The 19232-nt window shown below is 37.7% G+C and carries 15 protein-coding genes; 6 read left to right on the forward strand and 9 right to left on the reverse strand.

Annotated elements, in window-relative coordinates; translation table 11 throughout:
- Positions 1–624 precede the first annotated feature (624 nt).
- From ED2_RS03475 to ED2_RS03490, 4 genes are read right to left on the reverse strand one after another with little or no spacing between them, the layout of a single operon-like run.
- Positions 625–1650, reverse strand: coding sequence for a glycoside hydrolase family 76 protein (locus tag ED2_RS03475; RefSeq protein ID WP_005878660.1), 1026 nt, complete (start codon positions 1648–1650; stop codon positions 625–627).
- Positions 1643–2902, reverse strand: a complete 1260-nt coding sequence (locus tag ED2_RS03480) for an ABC transporter substrate-binding protein (protein ID WP_016176849.1) — start codon at positions 2900–2902, stop codon at positions 1643–1645. Before ED2_RS03480 ends, ED2_RS03475 begins: the two co-directional genes overlap by 8 nt.
- Before the next feature lie 13 nt (positions 2903–2915).
- Entirely contained in the window at positions 2916–3782 is an 867-nt protein-coding gene (locus ED2_RS03485) for a carbohydrate ABC transporter permease (protein WP_005878664.1), read from the reverse strand.
- An 18-nt stretch (positions 3783–3800) separates the two neighbouring features.
- The gene (locus tag ED2_RS03490; protein ID WP_016176850.1) at positions 3801–4697 is read right to left on the reverse strand and encodes a carbohydrate ABC transporter permease; all 897 of its coding nucleotides are present in this window, start codon (positions 4695–4697) and stop codon (positions 3801–3803) included.
- A 187-nt stretch (positions 4698–4884) separates the two neighbouring features.
- On the opposite strand from ED2_RS03490, the gene ED2_RS03495 reads away from it, so the two are divergent.
- Positions 4885–5976 (forward strand): GntR family transcriptional regulator, encoded by a 1092-nt coding sequence (locus ED2_RS03495; protein ID WP_016176851.1) that lies wholly within the window; start codon positions 4885–4887, stop codon positions 5974–5976.
- Between the two features lie 49 nt (positions 5977–6025).
- Here ED2_RS03495 and ED2_RS03500 read toward each other — a convergent pair whose 3' ends face one another.
- Entirely contained in the window at positions 6026–8692 is a 2667-nt protein-coding gene (locus tag ED2_RS03500) for a cation-translocating P-type ATPase (RefSeq protein WP_016176852.1), read from the reverse strand.
- Positions 8693–9039: 347 nt separating this feature from the next.
- Between ED2_RS03500 and cls the strand changes: the two genes are divergently transcribed.
- A complete protein-coding gene (gene cls, locus ED2_RS03505) occupies positions 9040–10491 on the forward strand; it encodes a cardiolipin synthase (protein WP_016176853.1) in 1452 nt (483 codons plus the stop codon).
- A gap of 177 nt (positions 10492–10668) precedes the next feature.
- Here the strand turns inward: cls and thiD are convergent, their stop codons facing one another.
- From thiD to ED2_RS03520, 3 genes are all read right to left on the reverse strand, one after another.
- Positions 10669–11499 (reverse strand): bifunctional hydroxymethylpyrimidine kinase/phosphomethylpyrimidine kinase, encoded by an 831-nt coding sequence (gene thiD / locus ED2_RS03510; protein WP_025479928.1) that lies wholly within the window; start codon positions 11497–11499, stop codon positions 10669–10671.
- A gap of 214 nt (positions 11500–11713) precedes the next feature.
- The gene (locus ED2_RS03515) at positions 11714–12154 is read right to left on the reverse strand and encodes a universal stress protein (RefSeq protein WP_005878508.1); all 441 of its coding nucleotides are present in this window, start codon (positions 12152–12154) and stop codon (positions 11714–11716) included.
- A 269-nt stretch (positions 12155–12423) separates the two neighbouring features.
- Positions 12424–13815: a glycoside hydrolase family 1 protein gene (locus ED2_RS03520; protein ID WP_016176854.1), complete on the reverse strand. Its 1392-nt coding sequence runs from the start codon at positions 13813–13815 to the stop codon at positions 12424–12426.
- Between the two features lie 155 nt (positions 13816–13970).
- On the opposite strand from ED2_RS03520, the gene celB reads away from it, so the two are divergent.
- The 4 genes from celB (at position 13971) to ED2_RS03540 (ending at position 18003) form a co-directional block, all read left to right on the forward strand.
- Complete coding sequence (celB, locus tag ED2_RS03525; RefSeq protein WP_005878506.1) at positions 13971–15242, forward strand: PTS cellobiose transporter subunit IIC; 1272 nt, start codon at positions 13971–13973, stop codon at positions 15240–15242.
- A gap of 268 nt (positions 15243–15510) precedes the next feature.
- Positions 15511–16230 carry a GntR family transcriptional regulator gene (locus ED2_RS03530; RefSeq protein WP_005878504.1) on the forward strand — a complete coding sequence of 240 codons (720 nt, stop codon included), beginning with the start codon at positions 15511–15513 and terminating at the stop codon, positions 16228–16230.
- A gap of 162 nt (positions 16231–16392) precedes the next feature.
- Positions 16393–17367, forward strand: a complete 975-nt coding sequence (locus ED2_RS03535; protein WP_005878502.1) for a ring-cleaving dioxygenase — start codon at positions 16393–16395, stop codon at positions 17365–17367.
- 33 nt (positions 17368–17400) lie between these two features.
- Positions 17401–18003 carry an alpha/beta hydrolase gene (locus tag ED2_RS03540; protein ID WP_005878500.1) on the forward strand — a complete coding sequence of 201 codons (603 nt, stop codon included), beginning with the start codon at positions 17401–17403 and terminating at the stop codon, positions 18001–18003.
- 370 nt (positions 18004–18373) lie between these two features.
- Here ED2_RS03540 and ED2_RS03545 read toward each other — a convergent pair whose 3' ends face one another.
- Positions 18374–18940 (reverse strand): TetR/AcrR family transcriptional regulator, encoded by a 567-nt coding sequence (locus ED2_RS03545; RefSeq protein ID WP_016176855.1) that lies wholly within the window; start codon positions 18938–18940, stop codon positions 18374–18376.
- Positions 18941–19232: the final 292 nt, after the last annotated feature.

The raw sequence follows: 19232 nt of genomic DNA on the forward strand, positions 1-19232 counted from the left end.
AAATTATCCCCAAAATCCAAAAAAAATATTTGATTTTTGGATTTATAAGTAAAAAATAAATCAACGTTAATGCAACTGCAATGACTATTGCTAATATCGACATGTCAAGTATTCCCTTCTAAAGGTCTATTAGAAGTACATTTTAACAATAAATCGAAAACCATAACTATACATAGCTGTAGTCTTATGTAAATTATAAACTACTAATTTTCAGCAGTTGCTAAATAAATACTTCTGTTTTTAAAACTCTGTACCGCTCTTATTTTACTACTATATCTTCCTCCACTTTTCCATCAAACTTTTTATCCACTCTCTTTTACTCTTTCTTGATATTTATCTAATTTTTTTTAGGCGATACAATCATCCCATTTTTTCCTTCAAAGCTCTGTTTACTCTATCAAAACAATCAATAAAGTCGACTGATTTATTTGATACTGTTTATTTTTTCTAACTCTGTATATTCGCTTATTTATCATTTGTCTAAGTAATGATTTTAAATTTTTGTAAATTCCGACTTATTTCCGATGGAGTTGCTTCCACCATTTATTCATGAAAAGAGCGTGAGATAAAAGTATCGCTTCTATCCCACGCTCTTTTCATATTATGACCTTTTCATTTGATCTGCTAGAGAGACGCAGCGCTCTCTAGTGCCATCACACCAGACAAATGGTCAGAGAGACAAACACTTTCTGGCTTGTTTTCCAACCAATCACGGTACGCTAAGAGATACTCTCCTCGTTTCCCATGTTCGGCTAAAATCTGACAACTTGATTCAATGAATGAACGGATAAATTCTGCATGTGTTTCTTTGTAAAGCAGTTGCAAGTAGCGGTACTCGATACCTTTGAATAATCCGATATCTCCACCATCTCCTTCGTCATTGAATACCCCTTTTTCAACAAGGACATCAATAGAGGTTTGTGCACATTGCAGTGCTTCTTCCAAATAGCGAGTATCTTTTGTAACATGATAAAATTCGATCAATGCGCCAATATAGACACCTTGATTATACGTGAACTTCCATTGGTAATCGATTTTCCCATCGCCGTTACGATTGACCCCATCCTCTACAAACTTAGAATCCTCTTGTACTAATGTCTTTTTCATCCAAGCGAGTGTTTTTTTACTCATTTCTAAATAGATAGGATTTTCTTCGATTTGATACAAGCGTAAGGCCAAAATCATGATTGGGCCATTTACAGGTGTGTTCTTGTAGTCAAGTTGTGTTCTTTTCCACGCAAAACCGCCATCCATTTGGTCATTCCAAGCGGTGTCGAATATATCTAAACAAACTTCGCGTGCATCAGCCAAATACATTTGTTTATTGGTCTGTTGGTACAGGCGTAAGGCTGCTAAAGCATTCCAAAGCATATCATCATAATATTCATGTAGTAATGTGCCGTTATTTCTTTCTTTATTATAACGATAAGTTTCTTCGGCTAATCGCAGGTATTCTTCATTTTTTGTACGTAGATATGCATCGATGCGTACGTCGATCAGATGGGCCATCCACCAGTAATGGAAAGTTTCGTTTTGTGCTTGGTCTGTTAATGGATACACGTTGTTCAACCACTGTTTTTTATCCTTTGACAGATAAAAATAATCAATACTATTTTGTGCTTGTTCAGCTAATTGTTCAAATTTAGTCATTCGTCGATCCTTCTTTCAAAATTTTATCGCCTTGTTTTTGCGCATTTTCTAAGGCTTCTTGAGGTGTTTCTTTTTCTGCTAGCATATTTTCCAATTGTGGATTAACAGCCAGTTTCTCAAGATCAGAATACCCTGCAACTATCGGACGGATTTTGGCAAAATCCATTGTTTCCACAAATGCTTTGTATTTATCATTCTCAAGAAAATAGCTATCTTGCGCTGCGGCTTTGTTTGCAGGAAGCCAGTTTGAGATCTTGGCAAATTCGATACCCACTTCTGGATTCGTCGTCCACCATTTGATGAAATCCCAAGCGGCGTCTTTATTTTTAGCAGTTTTCGTGATGACTAGACCAAATCCGCCAGTCAATGCGCCTTTATCGCCATTGGGACCTGAAACGGGTGGAACCACTCCGTAATCTAATCCATCGACTTTGTTGTAATCTGAAAGTGCCCATGGTCCGTTGTATGTCATTGCGACTTTTCCCGCAGCAAAAGCATCCGTTCCATCATTGAATCCCTGTTGATAGACTTTTTTCTCGTTCAATAACTGATTCCAAAAATCAGCGACTTCTAAACCAGCTTTAGAGTTGAAAGCTGTCTTTTTCCCATCCTCAGAAAGCATCGTACCGCCAGCTTGTTGCAACCACATATTGAATAGTCCTACATCGTCCAACGAGAAACCAGCTTGAACAAGTTGATTTCCGTCCCACTTCGTTGTTTTTTCAGCAACATTCAACAATTCTGCCCACGTTTTTGGCGGTGTAACTCCTGCTTCTTTCAGTAGTTTCTTATTGTAGAAAAGTGAGCGGTTGTCCACTAATAATGGTATGCCATATTGTTTCCCATCGTAGGACATCTCTTTTACTGTTTCTTCGTAAAATTCATTTAAATCAACTTTATCTTTCTTGATCAACTCATCTAAATCCAATAAAGCATTTTTTTTGGCGTACATTCCCGTATTGACACGATCCCATAAGATCACGTCAGGAATTTCTCCGCCAGCCATACCTGTCAAAAGCTTTTCTTCTACGTTATCTTGGACTTTATAAGTAACCTTATAAGAATCTTGACTCTTATTGTATTTCTCGATCAACTGATTCAATTGATCGACTTGCGAACCGCTCCAAGATCCCCAAAAAGTGATATTTTGTTTCCCATCACTTGCCCCACCAGACTGTGTCTCCTTTTTACCACAAGCACCAAGTAATACAAGTAAAGCAATGATCATCAGGCTCTTAAAAAATTTTTTCATTTTTCTACTCCTTTTATTTTATTCCTGCCTCTGCTAATCCTTGAACATAATTTCTTTGGACCATTATGAATAGTACTAAGACTGGTAAAGTAGCTAAGATCGTCCCTGCCATCAATGGTCCGTAGTTTGTACTGTAATTGTATTGAAACGCAGCCAGCCCCACCTGGACCGTTTTCATTTCATCCGAATTCAAAACGATCAGAGGCCACATAAATGCATTCCAACCAGATTGAAAGGTCATGATGCCCAATGTTGTTAACGCCGGTTTTGCCAACGGGAAATAAACTTTCATAAATATCTTGAACTCACTAGCCCCGTCAATTCTGGCACTTTCGCCTAATTCATGGGGTAACTGTTCAAAAAACTGTTTCATGAAAAAGATGGAGAATGCGCCTGCTGCACCAGGAAGTAAAATCGCCCAATAGGAATTGATCAATCCTAGACCGCCTGAACCGGTGAGATCATTCCCACCCATCAGTGGAAAGCCTCTTAGTACAATAAACGTCGGGATCATCGTGACGATACTCGGGATCATCATGGAAGCTAAAAAAACCAAAAACAGTGCTTTTTTCCCTTTAAATTTCAACTGTCCAAAAGCATAACCTGCTAACGAACCAAAAAAGAGATTCGTTACTACACCCCCTAGCGCTAAGATCAAGGAATTTTTCAGATAGGTCAAAAATGGCATCGTTGAAAAGACCTCTTTGTAATGGTCCAATGTAAACTGCTTCGGAAGAAAATTCATCGTCCCGCTTAAAATTTCACTATCCGATTTGAAAGAAGTAGAGATCGTCCATACGAACGGCAATACAGTTGTTAGACTGATAATAATCACTACGACATACCATAAACAGAGGTTCACAGTTTTCTTCTTTAACATTGTTGTTCCTTACCTCCTTCAATTGATTTCTTTATTCGTCAATTTCATATTCACTAAAGAAAAGACAAAAATAATCAAAAATAGAATAAACGAAAGTGCAGAGGCATACCCCATTTCCAGTCCGCCAAAACCTTTATTGTAAATATAATAAACTAAGGTAATCGTCGAATTTCCAGGACCGCCCTTCGTTAACATATATGCTTGATCAAAAACTTGGAAGGCGCCGATGATCAACTGTGTCGTGACTAAAAAAGTCGTTTTTGACAGCTGAGGCCACGTAATGTGTCGGAATTTTTGCCAAGAGCTTGCTCCCTCTATATCGGCGGCTTCATAAAGGGCGGGATTGATTCCTTGAAGTCCAGCCAAGAAAATCATCATATTCCCGCCAAAGGTCATCCAGACACTCATAATGACGATGGCTGTCATCGCCCAATTCGAACTATAGAGCCATGCAGGACCATCAATTCCAATGAGTCGCAACAGCTGATTAAGCAAACCATGCTGCGGATTCAATAGCCAATACCAGATCGTTGCAGTCGCTACCGTTGAACACAGTACTGGTAAGTAAAAAAAAGTGCGAAATAGATTCGTGACTTTCACTTTTTTATTTAACAGGATCGCCGTTCCTAAAGCGACTATCAAACCTAAGGGAACATACAAAAATGTGTAGACTAACGTATTTCTTAATGAAACAAAGAAAAATTCATCTTGAAAAATCTTATGGAAATTAGCGAAACCTATCCAGTTAGCGGGTTCAATGATGTTGTAGTCTGTGAAACTAAAGTATAAAGCCATTAAAATAGGAAAAATACCAAAAATGAGAAGCAAGCTAACTGGTACTAGAATAAATAAATAGGCAATATTTTGTTGTTCATTTATTCCCCTACGTTTCTTTCCTTTGTTCGTTTGTTCCATTTCCCCTCCTCCTTTACATATACTTATAAATAATTTAATATATTAAATATCTTACAAATTAGATTATATATATTAATTCTTATTTGTCAACGCTTTCAATAGTATTTTTTAAAATAAATTACTTGATTAAAATATATGTTATATTTAATATATATATATAATCAAATAAATGAATGGAGGGATCCTATTGAGCGCACCATTATATCAAATGATCTATACAGATTTAAAAAAACAGATCGAACAAGGGCACTATGAAATAAACGACCTTTTACCTACTGAAAAAGAATTAGCTGCCTTATATAGCGTAAGTACGATTACAGCAAAAAAAGCACTAGATTTATTAAAAGAAGAAGGCTACATCCTCAGAAAACCTCGAAAAGGTTCAGTGATCATCAGTAATCGTAAAAACGAATCAACTTTTGAAAAACTGATCATCGGATTAGTCATCACCAATTTTTCTGATTTTTTTGGTACACAGATTCTCAGAAGTATTTTAAACTACGATGCGGAAAAGCTGAATGTCATTGTTAAAATCACTTATGGCGATTTAAAAAAGGAAAATGAATATATCCAGGAATTAATCGATTTAGGGATTCAAGGATTGATCCTTCTACCCACGTCTTCTGAATATACTTCACCAAAAATCTTAGAATTGATTGCCCGAGATTTCCCAGTCGTAGTTATCGATCGTCTAATGGACCAACTCCCTGTATGTAGCGTCCAAACAGATAGCTTCTCTGCATCAAAAGAATTGACAAACTATCTATTCGAACAAGGACATCAGAAAATCGGCTTACTTACCTCGGATAGTCGAGTTTCTACGATTGACGAGCGTGTTGACGGCTTTCTATCTGCTCATGTCGATGCAAACCGAGCAGTCAGTCAAAAGCAGATTTTTTCAGTCATTGATTCAGTTGTCCCCGGTTCTTCAAGAAGTATCACAGAAGATGTCGAACTGATTGTTGAGTTTTTACAAAAAAATCCAGAGATCACTGCACTATTCACTACAGAATACAACATTGCTTTATTAGCCAAAAGCGCAATCGAACAACAGAGCAAAGCTGTTCCAAATGATTATTCTATCGTGTGTTTCGATCACCCAACGATCAATTTATTCGATTTGAACGCTTTTACTTTCGCACATATCGAACAGGACCAAACTTCTATTGGCCATGAAGCAATGACCTTATTACTAAGAAAAATCAAAGATCCTACGCTGATTGAAAAAGTAAATCTTGGCTATCAACTCATCGAAGGTGATTCAGTTTCCTCTCTTTGATTACAAAAAAAAACGCTCGAAACATTACTGTTTCAAGCGTTTTTTGGTTTTATTTATTCTTTTGTACGTGGACAAGGATCATTTTTGTGATTTCCATCAAAATCACCGTCACTAAGGCAATTCCGATACATGTAAAGACTTCAGTTAAGCCAAAAGCAGCTGGAATTGAGAAGACTTGTTTTAACCCAGGAATCATGGTCAAGCAATATAATGCACTACATACGACAACAGCTAACAAGACACTTCGATTTGAGAAGAATCCAGCTTGGATCGCTGTTTGTGTATTGGAACGTGCTGGAAATGTTTGTAACGTCCGGCACCAGATCAATGTAGAGAAGGACATCGCTACACCAAATTCTGGTGAGTGTTGCATCCCTAGCCATTGAGCAAAAATAACTGCGATCCCGATCAATACACCACGGTAAGTTACTGAGATTAACGTTTTATCCGTAAAAATACCGGAATTTGGATCTCTTGGTGGTCTACCCATCGTTGCTGGTTCCGCTTTTTCCGTTCCTAAAGCAATAGCAGGAAGAGAGTCGTTCACTAAGTTGATAAATAGTAATTGTAATGCAGTAAATGGGTTTGACCAATCCGCAACTAAAGCAAAGATAATCGCAATGATTGCACCCAAGTTACCTGAAAACAGGTAAGAAATGGCCTTCATGATGTTATCGAAGACATTTCGTCCTACTTCAACGGCACTGACGATCGATGCAAAATTGTCATCAGTCAAGACCATTGCAGCAGCATCTTTCGCAACATCCGTACCTGTTCCCATTGCAATACCGATATCTGCTTGTTTCAAGGCTGGTGCATCATTGACACCATCACCGGTCATCGCTGAAATATGGCCTTTATTTTGCCATGCTCGTACGATCCTAATTTTGTTTTCTGGTGAAACACGCGCATATACGGTCACTTTTTCTAGTACTTCGTTCAGTTGGTCTTCTGTCAGATCATCTAATTCTGTACCAGTCAACGCTTGATCGCCTTCTTCAAAAATGCCGATTTCTTTGGCGATTGCTACAGCAGTCGTCTTATGGTCACCTGTGATCATGATCGTCTTGATACCAGCACTTCTTGCTTCTTTGACGGCTTGTGTCACTTCTTCTCTTGGCGGATCGATCATTGCAAGCAATCCAACTAAGATCAAGTCATTTTCATCTTCAAATGAAAGTTCTGTGCTTTCGATTGGACGATACGCAAAAGCTAAAACACGTAACGCACGATTTGAAAAAGCTTCATTTTGTTCTTTGAATTTTGTCATCAGTTCTTCTGTCATTGGCACAACTTCTCCATTGACCAACGCTTTTTTACTACGACCAAAGATGATATCCGGTCCACCCTTGACGAACAAATATTGCCCATTGTTGATGTTATGTGCCGTTGACATCAATTTACGGTCAGAATCAAATGGTAATTCTGCTTGTCTTGGATAGGTATTTCGGATTTCTTGATAAGGCTGGTTCAACTTTTCACTGAAATCAATGAATGCCACTTCTGTTGGATCACCTAGTTTTGTACCATCTTCACTGATCGAAGCATCATTTGCTAAGACACTGATCTCAATCAAACGGCGTTCATCATCGGACCATTTGGCTGGATCATTCGTGAAGTCTCCCGTAGCGCCATTTGCCAAATAATAGTCAACCACTGTCATTTTATTTTGAGTCAACGTACCAGTCTTATCGGTACAAATGATACTTGTTGATCCAAGTGTTTCAACCGCAGGTAACTTACGAATGATCGCATGACGTTTTGCCATTTTATTTGTTCCTAAAGACAAAACGATTGTTACGATCGATTGCAATGCTTCTGGAATAGCCGCTACGGCAACAGCAACTGCGAACATGACTGCACTAACGATATCTGCAGTTAGATCCCCTGTTCCCTCACCTAAATAGATACGGAACAACTGGATACCTAAAATAACTAGTGATAAAGCTAGGATCGCCAAACTTAATTTTTTACTGAATTTGTCTAATCCACGTTGTAGAGGAGTGACTTGTTCCGTTGTTGATTCAAGAAGTCCAGCAACTTCTCCGATTTCTGTATTGTTCCCAGTAGCAGTTACTAAGAATTTTCCGCGGCCATAAGTGATGATCGTTCCACTAAACACCATATTTATACGGTCGCCGATCGGTACTGTTTGCTCAATCGATACAACCTCTTTTTCTGAAGCTGTCGATTCACCAGTAAGCATTCCTTCATCTACTTTTAATGAACCAGCTTCTAACAGCCGCCCATCAGCAGGTACATAATCCCCTGCATCTAATAAGACGATATCCCCAACAACTAACTCATTTGCTGGAATCGTCCGTTCTTTTCCGTCACGGATAACACGCGCATCAGGTGCGGAAAGACTTTTTAATGCTTCTAAAGAGCCTTCTGCTTTTTTTGTTTGGATAACACTGATCGCGGAGTTCAACATCAACACGGCAAAAATAACTAAGGATTCGATGTAGTCACCCATGACCATTTGGATCAATGCGACAATCAGCAACACGATGACCATAGCATCTTTGAATGTTTCTAAGAACAATTTCCATGTCGGTTTCTTAGGTGCTTCCTTTAGCTGATTCAATCCATCTCTTTCTAACTTTTCTTTTGCGAGCGTCGTACTCAATCCTTCGGTCGAGCTCTGCGTTTTTTGCATCAGCGAGTCGATTGATTCCTTGTAGACGGCTTGCTGAGCCTGTTCCTTGTTTTCCAAATTTCATCCCCCATTTTGATTTTTAGTTATCGGCAATTGTCCTGACTGAAAAAAAGAGACCTAAGACAAATGCGGATTTGTCTTAGGTCTCACCATTTCATACAATACCAGATAACCATTTAGTTAACTTACTGTTGATATTATCACAACAAATGTTGTCGGTTACTCCCCTAAGGAGATATTCAACTGTACTATTATCCTACCTGAATATATGCCAAAAAGCAACCACTTTAGCTTAGTTTACTGGATATTTTCAACCTTGTTTACAAAAATGACGTTCTTCATTTGTAGGCTTCTTTTTGTTCTCATGCTATACTATTGTTATTGTAAAAAAGGAGGATTTGACTGTGGGAACAAATATTATTTATGTCCTTTATTTGATCAACGTCATCATTGCTTTAGTTATTATTTTGATCAAACCACGTGATGTTGCTGCTATCTGGGCATGGTTACTTGTACTTTTCGCGCTTCCCGGTATTGGGTTTATACTCTACCTTTTCTTTGGGCGTGGCCTGACAGATAAGAAAAAATTCTATTTAAGACAAAGTGACTTGAAAGAATTAGAAAATTTTCGAGATTTCAAAGGAGATACGATCGATCACTATGATCCATTGATGGAAAATCTGGAACATCAACAATTCGTTGATTTTTTCTCTTCACTCAATCGTATGCCACTGACTCGAAAAAATTCGGTTACTTTATTGATAGATGGACAAGAAAAACTGGACGCTCTATTAAAAGATATCAAAGCGGCCAAACATTCCGTCCATATTGAGTATTATGCCTTTGTAACAGACAATATTGGCCAACAGATCTTGTCGTTACTTGAAGAAAAAGCAGCAGAAGGAGTAGAAGTCCGTTTACTGTATGATGCCTTTGGCTCCAACGGAACAAAACCAAAGGACTTCAATAAACTAATTAAAAATGGTGGACACGTTCACACATTTATTACTTCTCAACGTGCATTGCTCCGTTTTCGCCTAAACTATCATGATCACCGCAAAATTGTTGTGATCGATGGAAAAATCGGTTATATCGGTGGTTTCAATATCGCTGATCAATACGTCAACGTAACCAAAAAATTTGGGTACTGGCGTGACACACATCTTCGAATCTATGGAGCCGCAGCATCGCTCTTGCAATTACGCTTTCTAACAGATTGGAATGTTTCAGTTCCTGAACAGAAAAAAGTCGGCTATCATCTTAATTACTTTTTCCAAAAAGAACCGGGGAAAGACTATAAAAATGAAAATACATCTATTCAATTAGTGTCAAGCGGTCCAAACAATGAACGTGAGCAGATCAAGTTATCCTTCATTAAACTGATCACTTCAGCGAAAAAACGGATTTGGATCCAAACGCCCTATCTTGTACCTGATGAGAGTGTACTTGCAGCTTTAAAAATTGCAGCTGCCTCAGGTGTCGAAGTCAAGATCATGATCCCAAACAAGCCCGATCATCCCTTCATCTATCGCGCTACTCAATATTATGCTAGACAATTGATCAAAGAGAACGTGCAGATCTTAGTGTATGAAAATGGATTTCTACACGCAAAGACACTGATCATGGATGATGAAATCTGTATGGTGGGCTCTGCCAATCAAGATATTCGTAGTTACCGTCTGAACTTTGAAACTAGTGCTGTCATTTACGATGCAGACTTCTTGAACCAATTAGCAGACCAATTTTTGGTTGATGAAGAAAAGTGTACACCGATGACAACTGAAACAGTCAAAGAAATGTCTAAGTGGTTATTGTTCAAACAACAAATTTCACGTTTGTTCTCACCAATTTTATAGTCTGGATAAGTTATTCCCAGTATTTTTCATCTAACACTCTTGGTTCTCATAGATCACGTATCAAAACGATCAGCTGTTCGTAAAAAAAGTTGGCTACTCAAAAAAATAGGAAAGCCTATTTTCAAAGTAGTCAACTTTTTTCTATTGGTTTATTTTCATTTTCGACCCAGATATATGTTAGAAATCTGCAGATTCCTTCAATGCTCCAGCTGCCCAATGATTGATTGGTCCATATTTATGCCCTACGTTGATTTCTTCTCGTATCGCAACATTCACATATTCTTTCGCAAAACGAATGGCTTCCTCAACAGATTTTCCTCTAGCTAATTCTGCTGCAATACAAGCCGATAAAGAATCCCCTGTGCCGTTGATACGATCAGTAGGATAAAAAGGTGCACTTAACCAAAATGACTTTCCGGATTCAAGCAAGACATAATCTTTTACGTCTTTTTGGTCTGCATCCTTTAAATGATGCCCTTTGATCATGACATTTTTTGCCCCCATTTGTTGGAGTTCCTTTGCTGCTTGAACGTAATCTTCCTCTTCTGACAATGATCGGCCAGTCAATTTTTCTGCTTCATAAAAATTAGGAGTCAAAACTGTTGCTAAAGGTAAAAGTTTGTCTTTCAAGCTTTGTAAAGCAGATTCCTCTAGTAACAGATTGCCATGTTTGGTCACGATCACAGGATCAACGACTAAAGGACCGAAGTCATACTTTTGGTAATTCTCAACAACTGTTTCGATCAATGTAGAATCAGCTAACATCCCTGTTTTTGCTGCTTTTACTTGGTAATCTTCTGCAATCAATGCAAACTCTTTATCAATAAAGTCAGTTGGCAGCGTCACACTTGCGCCAATGCCATATGAGTTTCCTGCCACGCAAGCAGTCATTACAGAGACACCATAAACGCCTCGAGTAAAAAACGTATGCATATCTGCTTGCATCCCGGCACTGCCATCACTATCTGAACCAGCGATGGTCATTACTTGTAAATATTGTTCTTCCATCATGATCATTCCCTTCGTTCTTTTATCTATCATTTTTGATTGATTTTTTCTTTTGCAGTTACTATACCACTACTTTACTCCTACAATCAAATTTATTTGAAAATACTTTGGATTTAGCGTTTTTATACCAATGATAAAGAAATAGACACTAAAAAAAACTTTTAAGGAAAAGCAAGAAGCAATTCCTTAAAAGCATTATTATTAATTGATAACGTTATTTAATTACGAGCACATTACATGGTGCATGGTTTACTACATAGGAAGTTGTTGAACCAACTAACGCTCGTTCCACTGCATTTAACCCTGTCGCACCCATCACGATCAAATCGATTGGTTCTTTGGATTCATTGAAGTTTGCGATCAATGTTTTTGGATAACCATATAAAATATATGTCTCGATATCTGTCAATCCTTTTTCAATTGCCAGATTTCGATGCTCATTCATTTGTTTTTCCGCTACTTCATCTAATTCTTCTTGAAGATTTGGTGTCAGGAACCCAAAGTCACCGAAATAGTTGCCAGTCACTTCATTGACATACAAAATGTGCAAAGTTGCTTGATTTCTCTTAGCAGCTGCAACCGCCTCCATAAAAGCCTTTTCAGCTTTTTCTGAACCATCAATTGCAACTAAAATATTTTTATACGCATCTAACATTGTAAACGCCTCCTTGCCTTAATTCTAGCACTATTGAGTCCCCATAACAAATATTTACTTGTATCATTTTTATATAAAAAAGGCCAGAATAGAAATGAACCTACCCTCAATAAATAAGCCAAATCTCACGAAAATCATTTTTCAAATTTTTGAAGATTCATGTTTATTTTTTAAGGAGGCAATTTCTATTCCCGCCATTTATTCAAATTTCTTGCATACGAGAAACGCTTTTACTTCTGTCATTGCTTCTTTTTATTAGAAGTTCGTTTCTAGAATCCGTTGTTCTTAGCCACTTCGCTGAACCAATGACCAGATTTCTTGATCGTCCGTTTTCCATCTTGAGCAAGATCTACTGCAATAAAACCATAGCGATTCTTATATGCATTTGTCCATGACCAGTTATCCATGCACGTCCACATATGGTAACCAACACAATTTGTGCCTTCTTCGATTGCTTGATGAACATATTTTAGATGATCCGTAACAAATTCGATGCGGTAATCATCTTCAATCACGCCATTCTCATTGATAAAACGTTTTTCTCCTTCAACCCCCATACCATTTTCGGAAATATAGCATTTGATATTTCCATAATTTTCTCTAGTATTCGTCAAAATATCATAAATTCCTTTTTCATAGATTTCCCATCCACGATAAGGGTTCATTTTTTTATTTGGCAGATCATAATTATCAAAATAATCATCTGGCATAGGACCATTTTTTGTATCCACTGGCGTTTCTTTCGCTTTGATCCGTCGCGGTTGGTAATAATTGATCCCTAATAGATCGACCGTATTTTCTTTGATCGTTTCCAGATCCCCTTCTTTTATCTCAGGTAATAAATCCAATTCTTTGACAATCTTGATCAAGTCTTGCGGAAACTCGCCTTTTACAGCGGGATCAAGGAACGAACGATTAAAGAAAGCATCCGCGATCGTTGCGGCTTTCACATCTTCTTCATTTGTTTCATCTCTCGGGTAGCTTGGTGTCAGATTTAAGATGATCCCGATTTCTCCATCTTGTGCCAATTGGTGATATGCCTTGATCGCTTTGGCACTCGCCAGATTTTCATGATAGCCAACTTGAATAGCCTCTTTCATATTGACATGATTTGGATAATGGAATTGATACAGGTACCCTCCTTCAACTGGAACAATCGGCTCATTGTGGGTAAACCATTTTTTTACAAGATCGCCGAACAAGTCAAAACAAGTAGTCGCATAATCCACATATGCATCGACAGTTTTTCGGTCTAACCAACCACCATTTTTTTGAAGTGTCAGCGGCATATCAAAATGATAGAGATTCACAAAAGGTTCAATACCATTGTCTAATAGTTCTTTGAAGTACGCACGATAAAAAGCAACTGCAGTCTGGTTTACTTCCCCAGTTCCATTTGGTAGTAGACGGCTCCATTGGATAGACGTCCGGAAAGTATTATGGCCTGTTTTCTTCATCAATTGTACGTCTTCACGGTATTTAGTATAAAACTGACTCGTTTTTTCCGGCCCTACTTGATTGAAAAACTTTTCTGGTTCTTGTTCATACCAGTAATCCCAAATATTCTCTCCTTTGTGATCGCCTTGGATTCTTCCTTCTGTTTGTGGACCGCTAGCTGCCGAACCCCACCAAAAATTCTCTGGAAATTTATACTTCGTCATTTTTTTGCCCTCACTTATTTTCTTTTGATACCGTTATGATAACGAATACCAAAAAATAAATCAATACTTTTATAATAAATGACTAGACATTTAATAAAATACCGGTTATACTATTTTTGTAATCGATTACAAAAAATAAATTTGAGGTGAAAATAATGAATGGTTTTATGGATAAGCTTGCTCAGAAAATCATGCCTCTAGCAAATATGTTGGGGCGAAATCGTTACTTGACGGTTTTAAGAGACGCATTTATGCTGTCTTTTCCATTAACGATGTTTGGTTCTATCGTGGTAGTTATCAATAATCTTCCATTTTTCAGTGATAGCACGAAAGGAACTTTAACCACTCTATTTGGAAACGGTCAAAATGCAACAATGAGTATCATGTCTGTCTTTGTTACTTTTGGTATCGGCTATTATTTATCGAAATCCTATGACGTTGAAGGTATTTTTGGCGGAGCAGTTTCCTTTGCGAGCTTTTTGATTCTTACTCCTTTTGTCATGACTACACCTGGAGGCGAAGAGGTTTCTGGTGTCTTGTCGCTTGATCGACTTGGCGCTAAAGGAATGTTCATTGGTATGATTGCTGCATTTATTGCAGGTGAAATCTACTGCCGTATCACAAAACGTGGTTGGCAGATCAAAATGCCTGACGGTGTACCACCAGCAGTATCAAAATCTTTTGCTGCTTTGATTCCAGCCGTTGTGACATTAACTGTTTTCTTAGTTATCAACGCGATTATGACTGGTGTCTTCCATGCAAATCTTCATGATGTGGTTTATGAAGTAATCCAGAAACCATTGACTGGATTGGGAAGCAGCTTACCAGCTACATTGATTGCTTTGTTTTTTGTTCAATTCCTATGGTTCTTCGGACTTCATGGTCAAATCATCGTCAACTCTGTAATGGACCCGATCTGGAACACTTTGATGCTTGATAACCTTGAAGCTTATCAACAAGGGAAAGAATTGCCACACATCATCACTAAACCATTCATGGAAACTTTTACCGTGGGTATCGGTGGTTCAGGTATGACACTGGCTGTTGTCCTTTTGATGGCATTTGTTTTGAAGAAAAAACAATATCGTGATGTTGGTCGTCTAGCTTTAGCTCCCGGGATCTTCAATGTGAATGAACCTGTGATCTTCGGGTTGCCAATCGTTTTAAACGCAACGATCTTGATTCCTTGGGTCATTGCACCACTGATCGTCACTACATTCAACTACTTGATCATGGCAGCTGGGATCGTACCACCACCAACTGGCGTCTCGGTGCCTTGGACTGTTCCAATCATCGCAAGTGGCGTGTTGGCAACCAATTCTTGGTTAGGCGGGCTCCTTCAAGTTGTTGACTTTGTGATTGTAGCTTTCATTTGGTATCCGTTCCTTAAGGTCTTGGACAAACAACCAGACTTGGATGTCTTATAACAACTACTTTTACTACATTGAAAAGAGGTCGAGACAAAAGTCATTTAGGTTTGAGAAATTAGGGAGAAAAACGAGCAATACAAAAATGTATTGTTCGTTTTTTTAAATTTCCGAAAATCTAGACTTTTGGACGTCGTTTATTCGAGAGTCTGTAATAAAACTGATTTTCAGATTTTTCCCCACAGTTTTTTTACTACCGACCTTCTTTTTCGATTACTTGTTGTCGAAAAAGATATCTTTAGTTATACTCAATTGTGAGGTGAATAACGTGCCAAAATACGAAGAAATAGCCCATATATTAAGAGAGCGGATTCGTTCAAAAGAATATCCGCCTAATAGTTTTTTACCGAATCAAGTGGACTTGGTGAAAGAATTCGGTGCCAGCCGCATGACGATCAAAAAAGCAATCAACATTTTAGCAATGGAAGGATTGCTTTACTCTCAAAGAGGCTCTGGGACAAAAATATTGAATCATCCTTTTATGGAAAAAGATACTTCTCCTGCCAATGAATACGAAGGTCTAAGCTATCAAATGCATAAACGCCATCGTTCTCTAACAAGTCAAGTGATCCATTTCGACGTGGAGTTTCCGAATGAATATATCCAGGAGCGCTTGATGGTCGATGCAGAACAACCCGTTTATAACATCCATCGCCTACGCATACTGGACAATGAACCTTACATTTTGGAACACACATTTATGCCCGTTAACTTAGTACCTGGCTTAAAAAGAGAACACCTGCTTTCTTCTATTTATGATTACTTGCATAAAGAATTGAATATTCACTTTGCTGGAGCCTATCGCGCAATCTCTGCAGATAAAAGCACCACTTTTGACCAAGAATATTTAAATTGTAGTGAGACCGATCCTGTACTGGAAGTCCAACAAGTCGTCTACTTAAAAGACGGCCAACCTATTGAATATTCCTCAAGTCGTAATCGGTTCGATGTTCGTAATTATTCTGTACTTGATGTCCGTTCTAATTAAAATCATATAGCCCTTGCAAGAAACAGTCGTTTCGTGTAAGGGACTTTTTTTATATCATTCAGCCAATAAAACACAAAGACAAATTAATTGCATTAACTCCCCTCTCCCACTATACTGTATCTATCATCACTTACTTTTTGTAAGTTAACAGGAGGAAGCAGTATGGACACACAAATCAGAGGAATCCACCACGTTACAGCAATGACTTCTAGTGCCACAAAAATCTATCGTTTTTTTACTGACATTTTGGGTATGCGTTTAGTGAAAAAAACCGTCAATCAAGACGACATCGAAACTTATCATCTTTACTTCACAGATGAACATGGAGCACCAGGAACTGATATGACTTTTTTTGATTTTCCAAATCAGGCAAAAGGAAAAAAACGTACTGATACGATTTCAAGAGCTTCTTTTAGAGTTCCAAACGATGAAGCATTGACATTTTGGCTCGAACGATTTGAAAAATATGGTATCACTCATTCTGAGATCAACGAACGCTTTTCTAAAAAGTATTTAGAGTTTGAAGATTTTGACAGTCAAGCATACCAACTGATTTCAGACGAAAATAACCACGGCATCGCTTCTGGTATCCCATGGAAAAACAGTAACGTTCCATCAAAATATGGCATTACTGGATTAGGCCCTGTTTTTGTTCGGGTCAAAAACTTAGACCATATCCGCGTGATCCTAGAAAACATCTTAGGATTTAAAGAAACAGCTCATGCAGATGCTTTTTATCAATTTGAAGTAGGCGAAGGGGGTAATGGGGCTAGTATCATCATCGAACACCGAACTGATCTTCCAGACGCAATAGAAGGATTTGGCAATATCCATCACTTAGCTTTACGTGTCGCAGATAAAGAAGCGTTGGAACACTGGATTCGCTTGATCAATAAAGTTGATTTACCAAATTCAGGCTTTGTTGACCGCTTTTATTTCCAATCAGAATATTTCTTAGCCGCTTCTCACGTGTTATTCGAATTAGCTACAGATGGACCTGGATTTTTTGGTGATGAACCAACTGAAACCGCAGGAGAGATATTGTCCTTACCACCTTTCTTAGAAGAGAAACGAGCAGAGATCGAAGAATATGTCCGTCCATTCGATACTAGCGATGCGAATAAAAAACGTGAATAACTGTTTTCTATGAGTGAAAAAAGGAGGCGCCCCATGCACTATTTATTCGAAAAAGGTAGCCCAAATGGCAAAAAGTTACTCTTGCTTCATGGTACAGGTGGAGATGAATACTCTTTAATTGATATCGCCCACTTTTTGGCTCCCAATAGCACACTTCTCTCTTTTCGCGGTTCCATCAATGAAGACGGTATGAATCGTTTTTTCAAACGAAATGGATTGAATCAATTTGATTATGAAAGTTTAGAAGAAGAGTCAACAAACTTGCACGAAGAAATCAAAACAATCAGTGAAAACGAACGAATCCCTTTGAGTGACTGGATCGTTGTCGGTTACTCAAACGGTGCAAATATTGCTGCGCACTTGATGTTAGAAAGTCAAACGGGTCTAAAAACAGGTCTCTTTTTTCATCCAATGTCATTAGGTAACCATCAGCAATCCTTTTCATTAGTGGACAAAAAAATCTGGCTTTCCTACAGTGAAGACGATCCTATTGTCTCTTCCACAGCTATTTCTGCTTTAATCAACGAATTTGAGACCCGTCATGCACAGCTGACGGTAGCGAACACTAACACAGGACATCAATTAACAATGGAGGAGTTAACCATTGCTAAAGAGTGGCTGGATAAAAATAGTTGATCTCTAGAATAGTAACTTACCAAGAATCCGCCAGATGAAAAATAGCAAACGCTGTTTTCATCTGGCGGATTCTTTTGATATGAAGTGATTTCTTCTCATTTTATATATCCTGACATTTAAGTAAGCAACTCTCCATTGAAATAAGCTATAAAGTCAAGCAACCTACTAATTTATTAACACGTTTACTACCCCCTTGACAGCTTCTTGTCCGCGTTTCATTGTTTGGTGCCGAGCAACAACTGAAATATCAGTCTAAACTAATCGGTGTATCGACTTATGATATTCAAAAAACACAGATTTTTCTTCCTTGCCCCTTCCAACAATCCACTGACTAACAAATTATTTTCGGTTGTTACCTAATAGATAAAACTCAAATGAATTTATAAGGAACGATTTTATTCAAAATCCGTACCAATTCCTCTGGGCTCTCCTTTTGCCCATTATTTATCCATTCTTGTAGTAGTCCGAATGCCGCATTACTAAAAAATATAACTAAATAGTGTTTTTCAATTTCTGTTTCAAACTTAATATTTATATATGAGAGAACATTTTTTAATCCATTTTGTTGCAATGCTTTTTTTACTTGGTTTTGAATCTCTACAGATCCTTTGTTTGAAAGCAATAAGCCTAAGAGTAATCCTTCTTTCTTGAAAAAATAAAGTATTTTAATCATGATCTCTTCCATGCTAGCGTTTCTTTTAGTTTCTTCATCTATAATACGATTGATTTGTTTCATCAATTCAAGTTGATATTTTTCCACTAAGTCATATTTATCCATATAATGAAGATAAAAGCCACTACGACTGATAGTTGCTTTTTCACAGATGTCTTTGACAGTGATCTGATTGAAATTTTTTATTTTTAATAGTTCGATCATTGCATCATTCATTCGTTTTTTGGTTCGATAGTACCGAATATCTTTTTCTTTTTTTGTCATATTTCCACCCATTTATAATCATTTTTCATTATCTGTCCATTAACTTTGTTATTTGTTTGCAGTTTGTTCAAAAAAAATTATACTACAAATAGTAAAAGATAAGCGTGGGACAAAAGTAAGAAACACTTTTGTCTCATTCTTTAAAAAAGAAAACGGTGGGAGAAGAAGCAACTCCATCGGAAATAAACACTTCTGTCACAGCCTCAAAAGGAGGATTTCATCATGCACAATATTATTGCGGTAATATCACATGCAACAAAATCATTTAATAAGCAAAAAGTATTAGATAACG

This window comes from Enterococcus durans NBRC 100479 = LMG 10746, assembly GCF_001544215.1.
In the GTDB taxonomy this organism is placed as follows: Bacteria; Bacillota; Bacilli; order Lactobacillales; family Enterococcaceae; genus Enterococcus_B; species Enterococcus_B durans.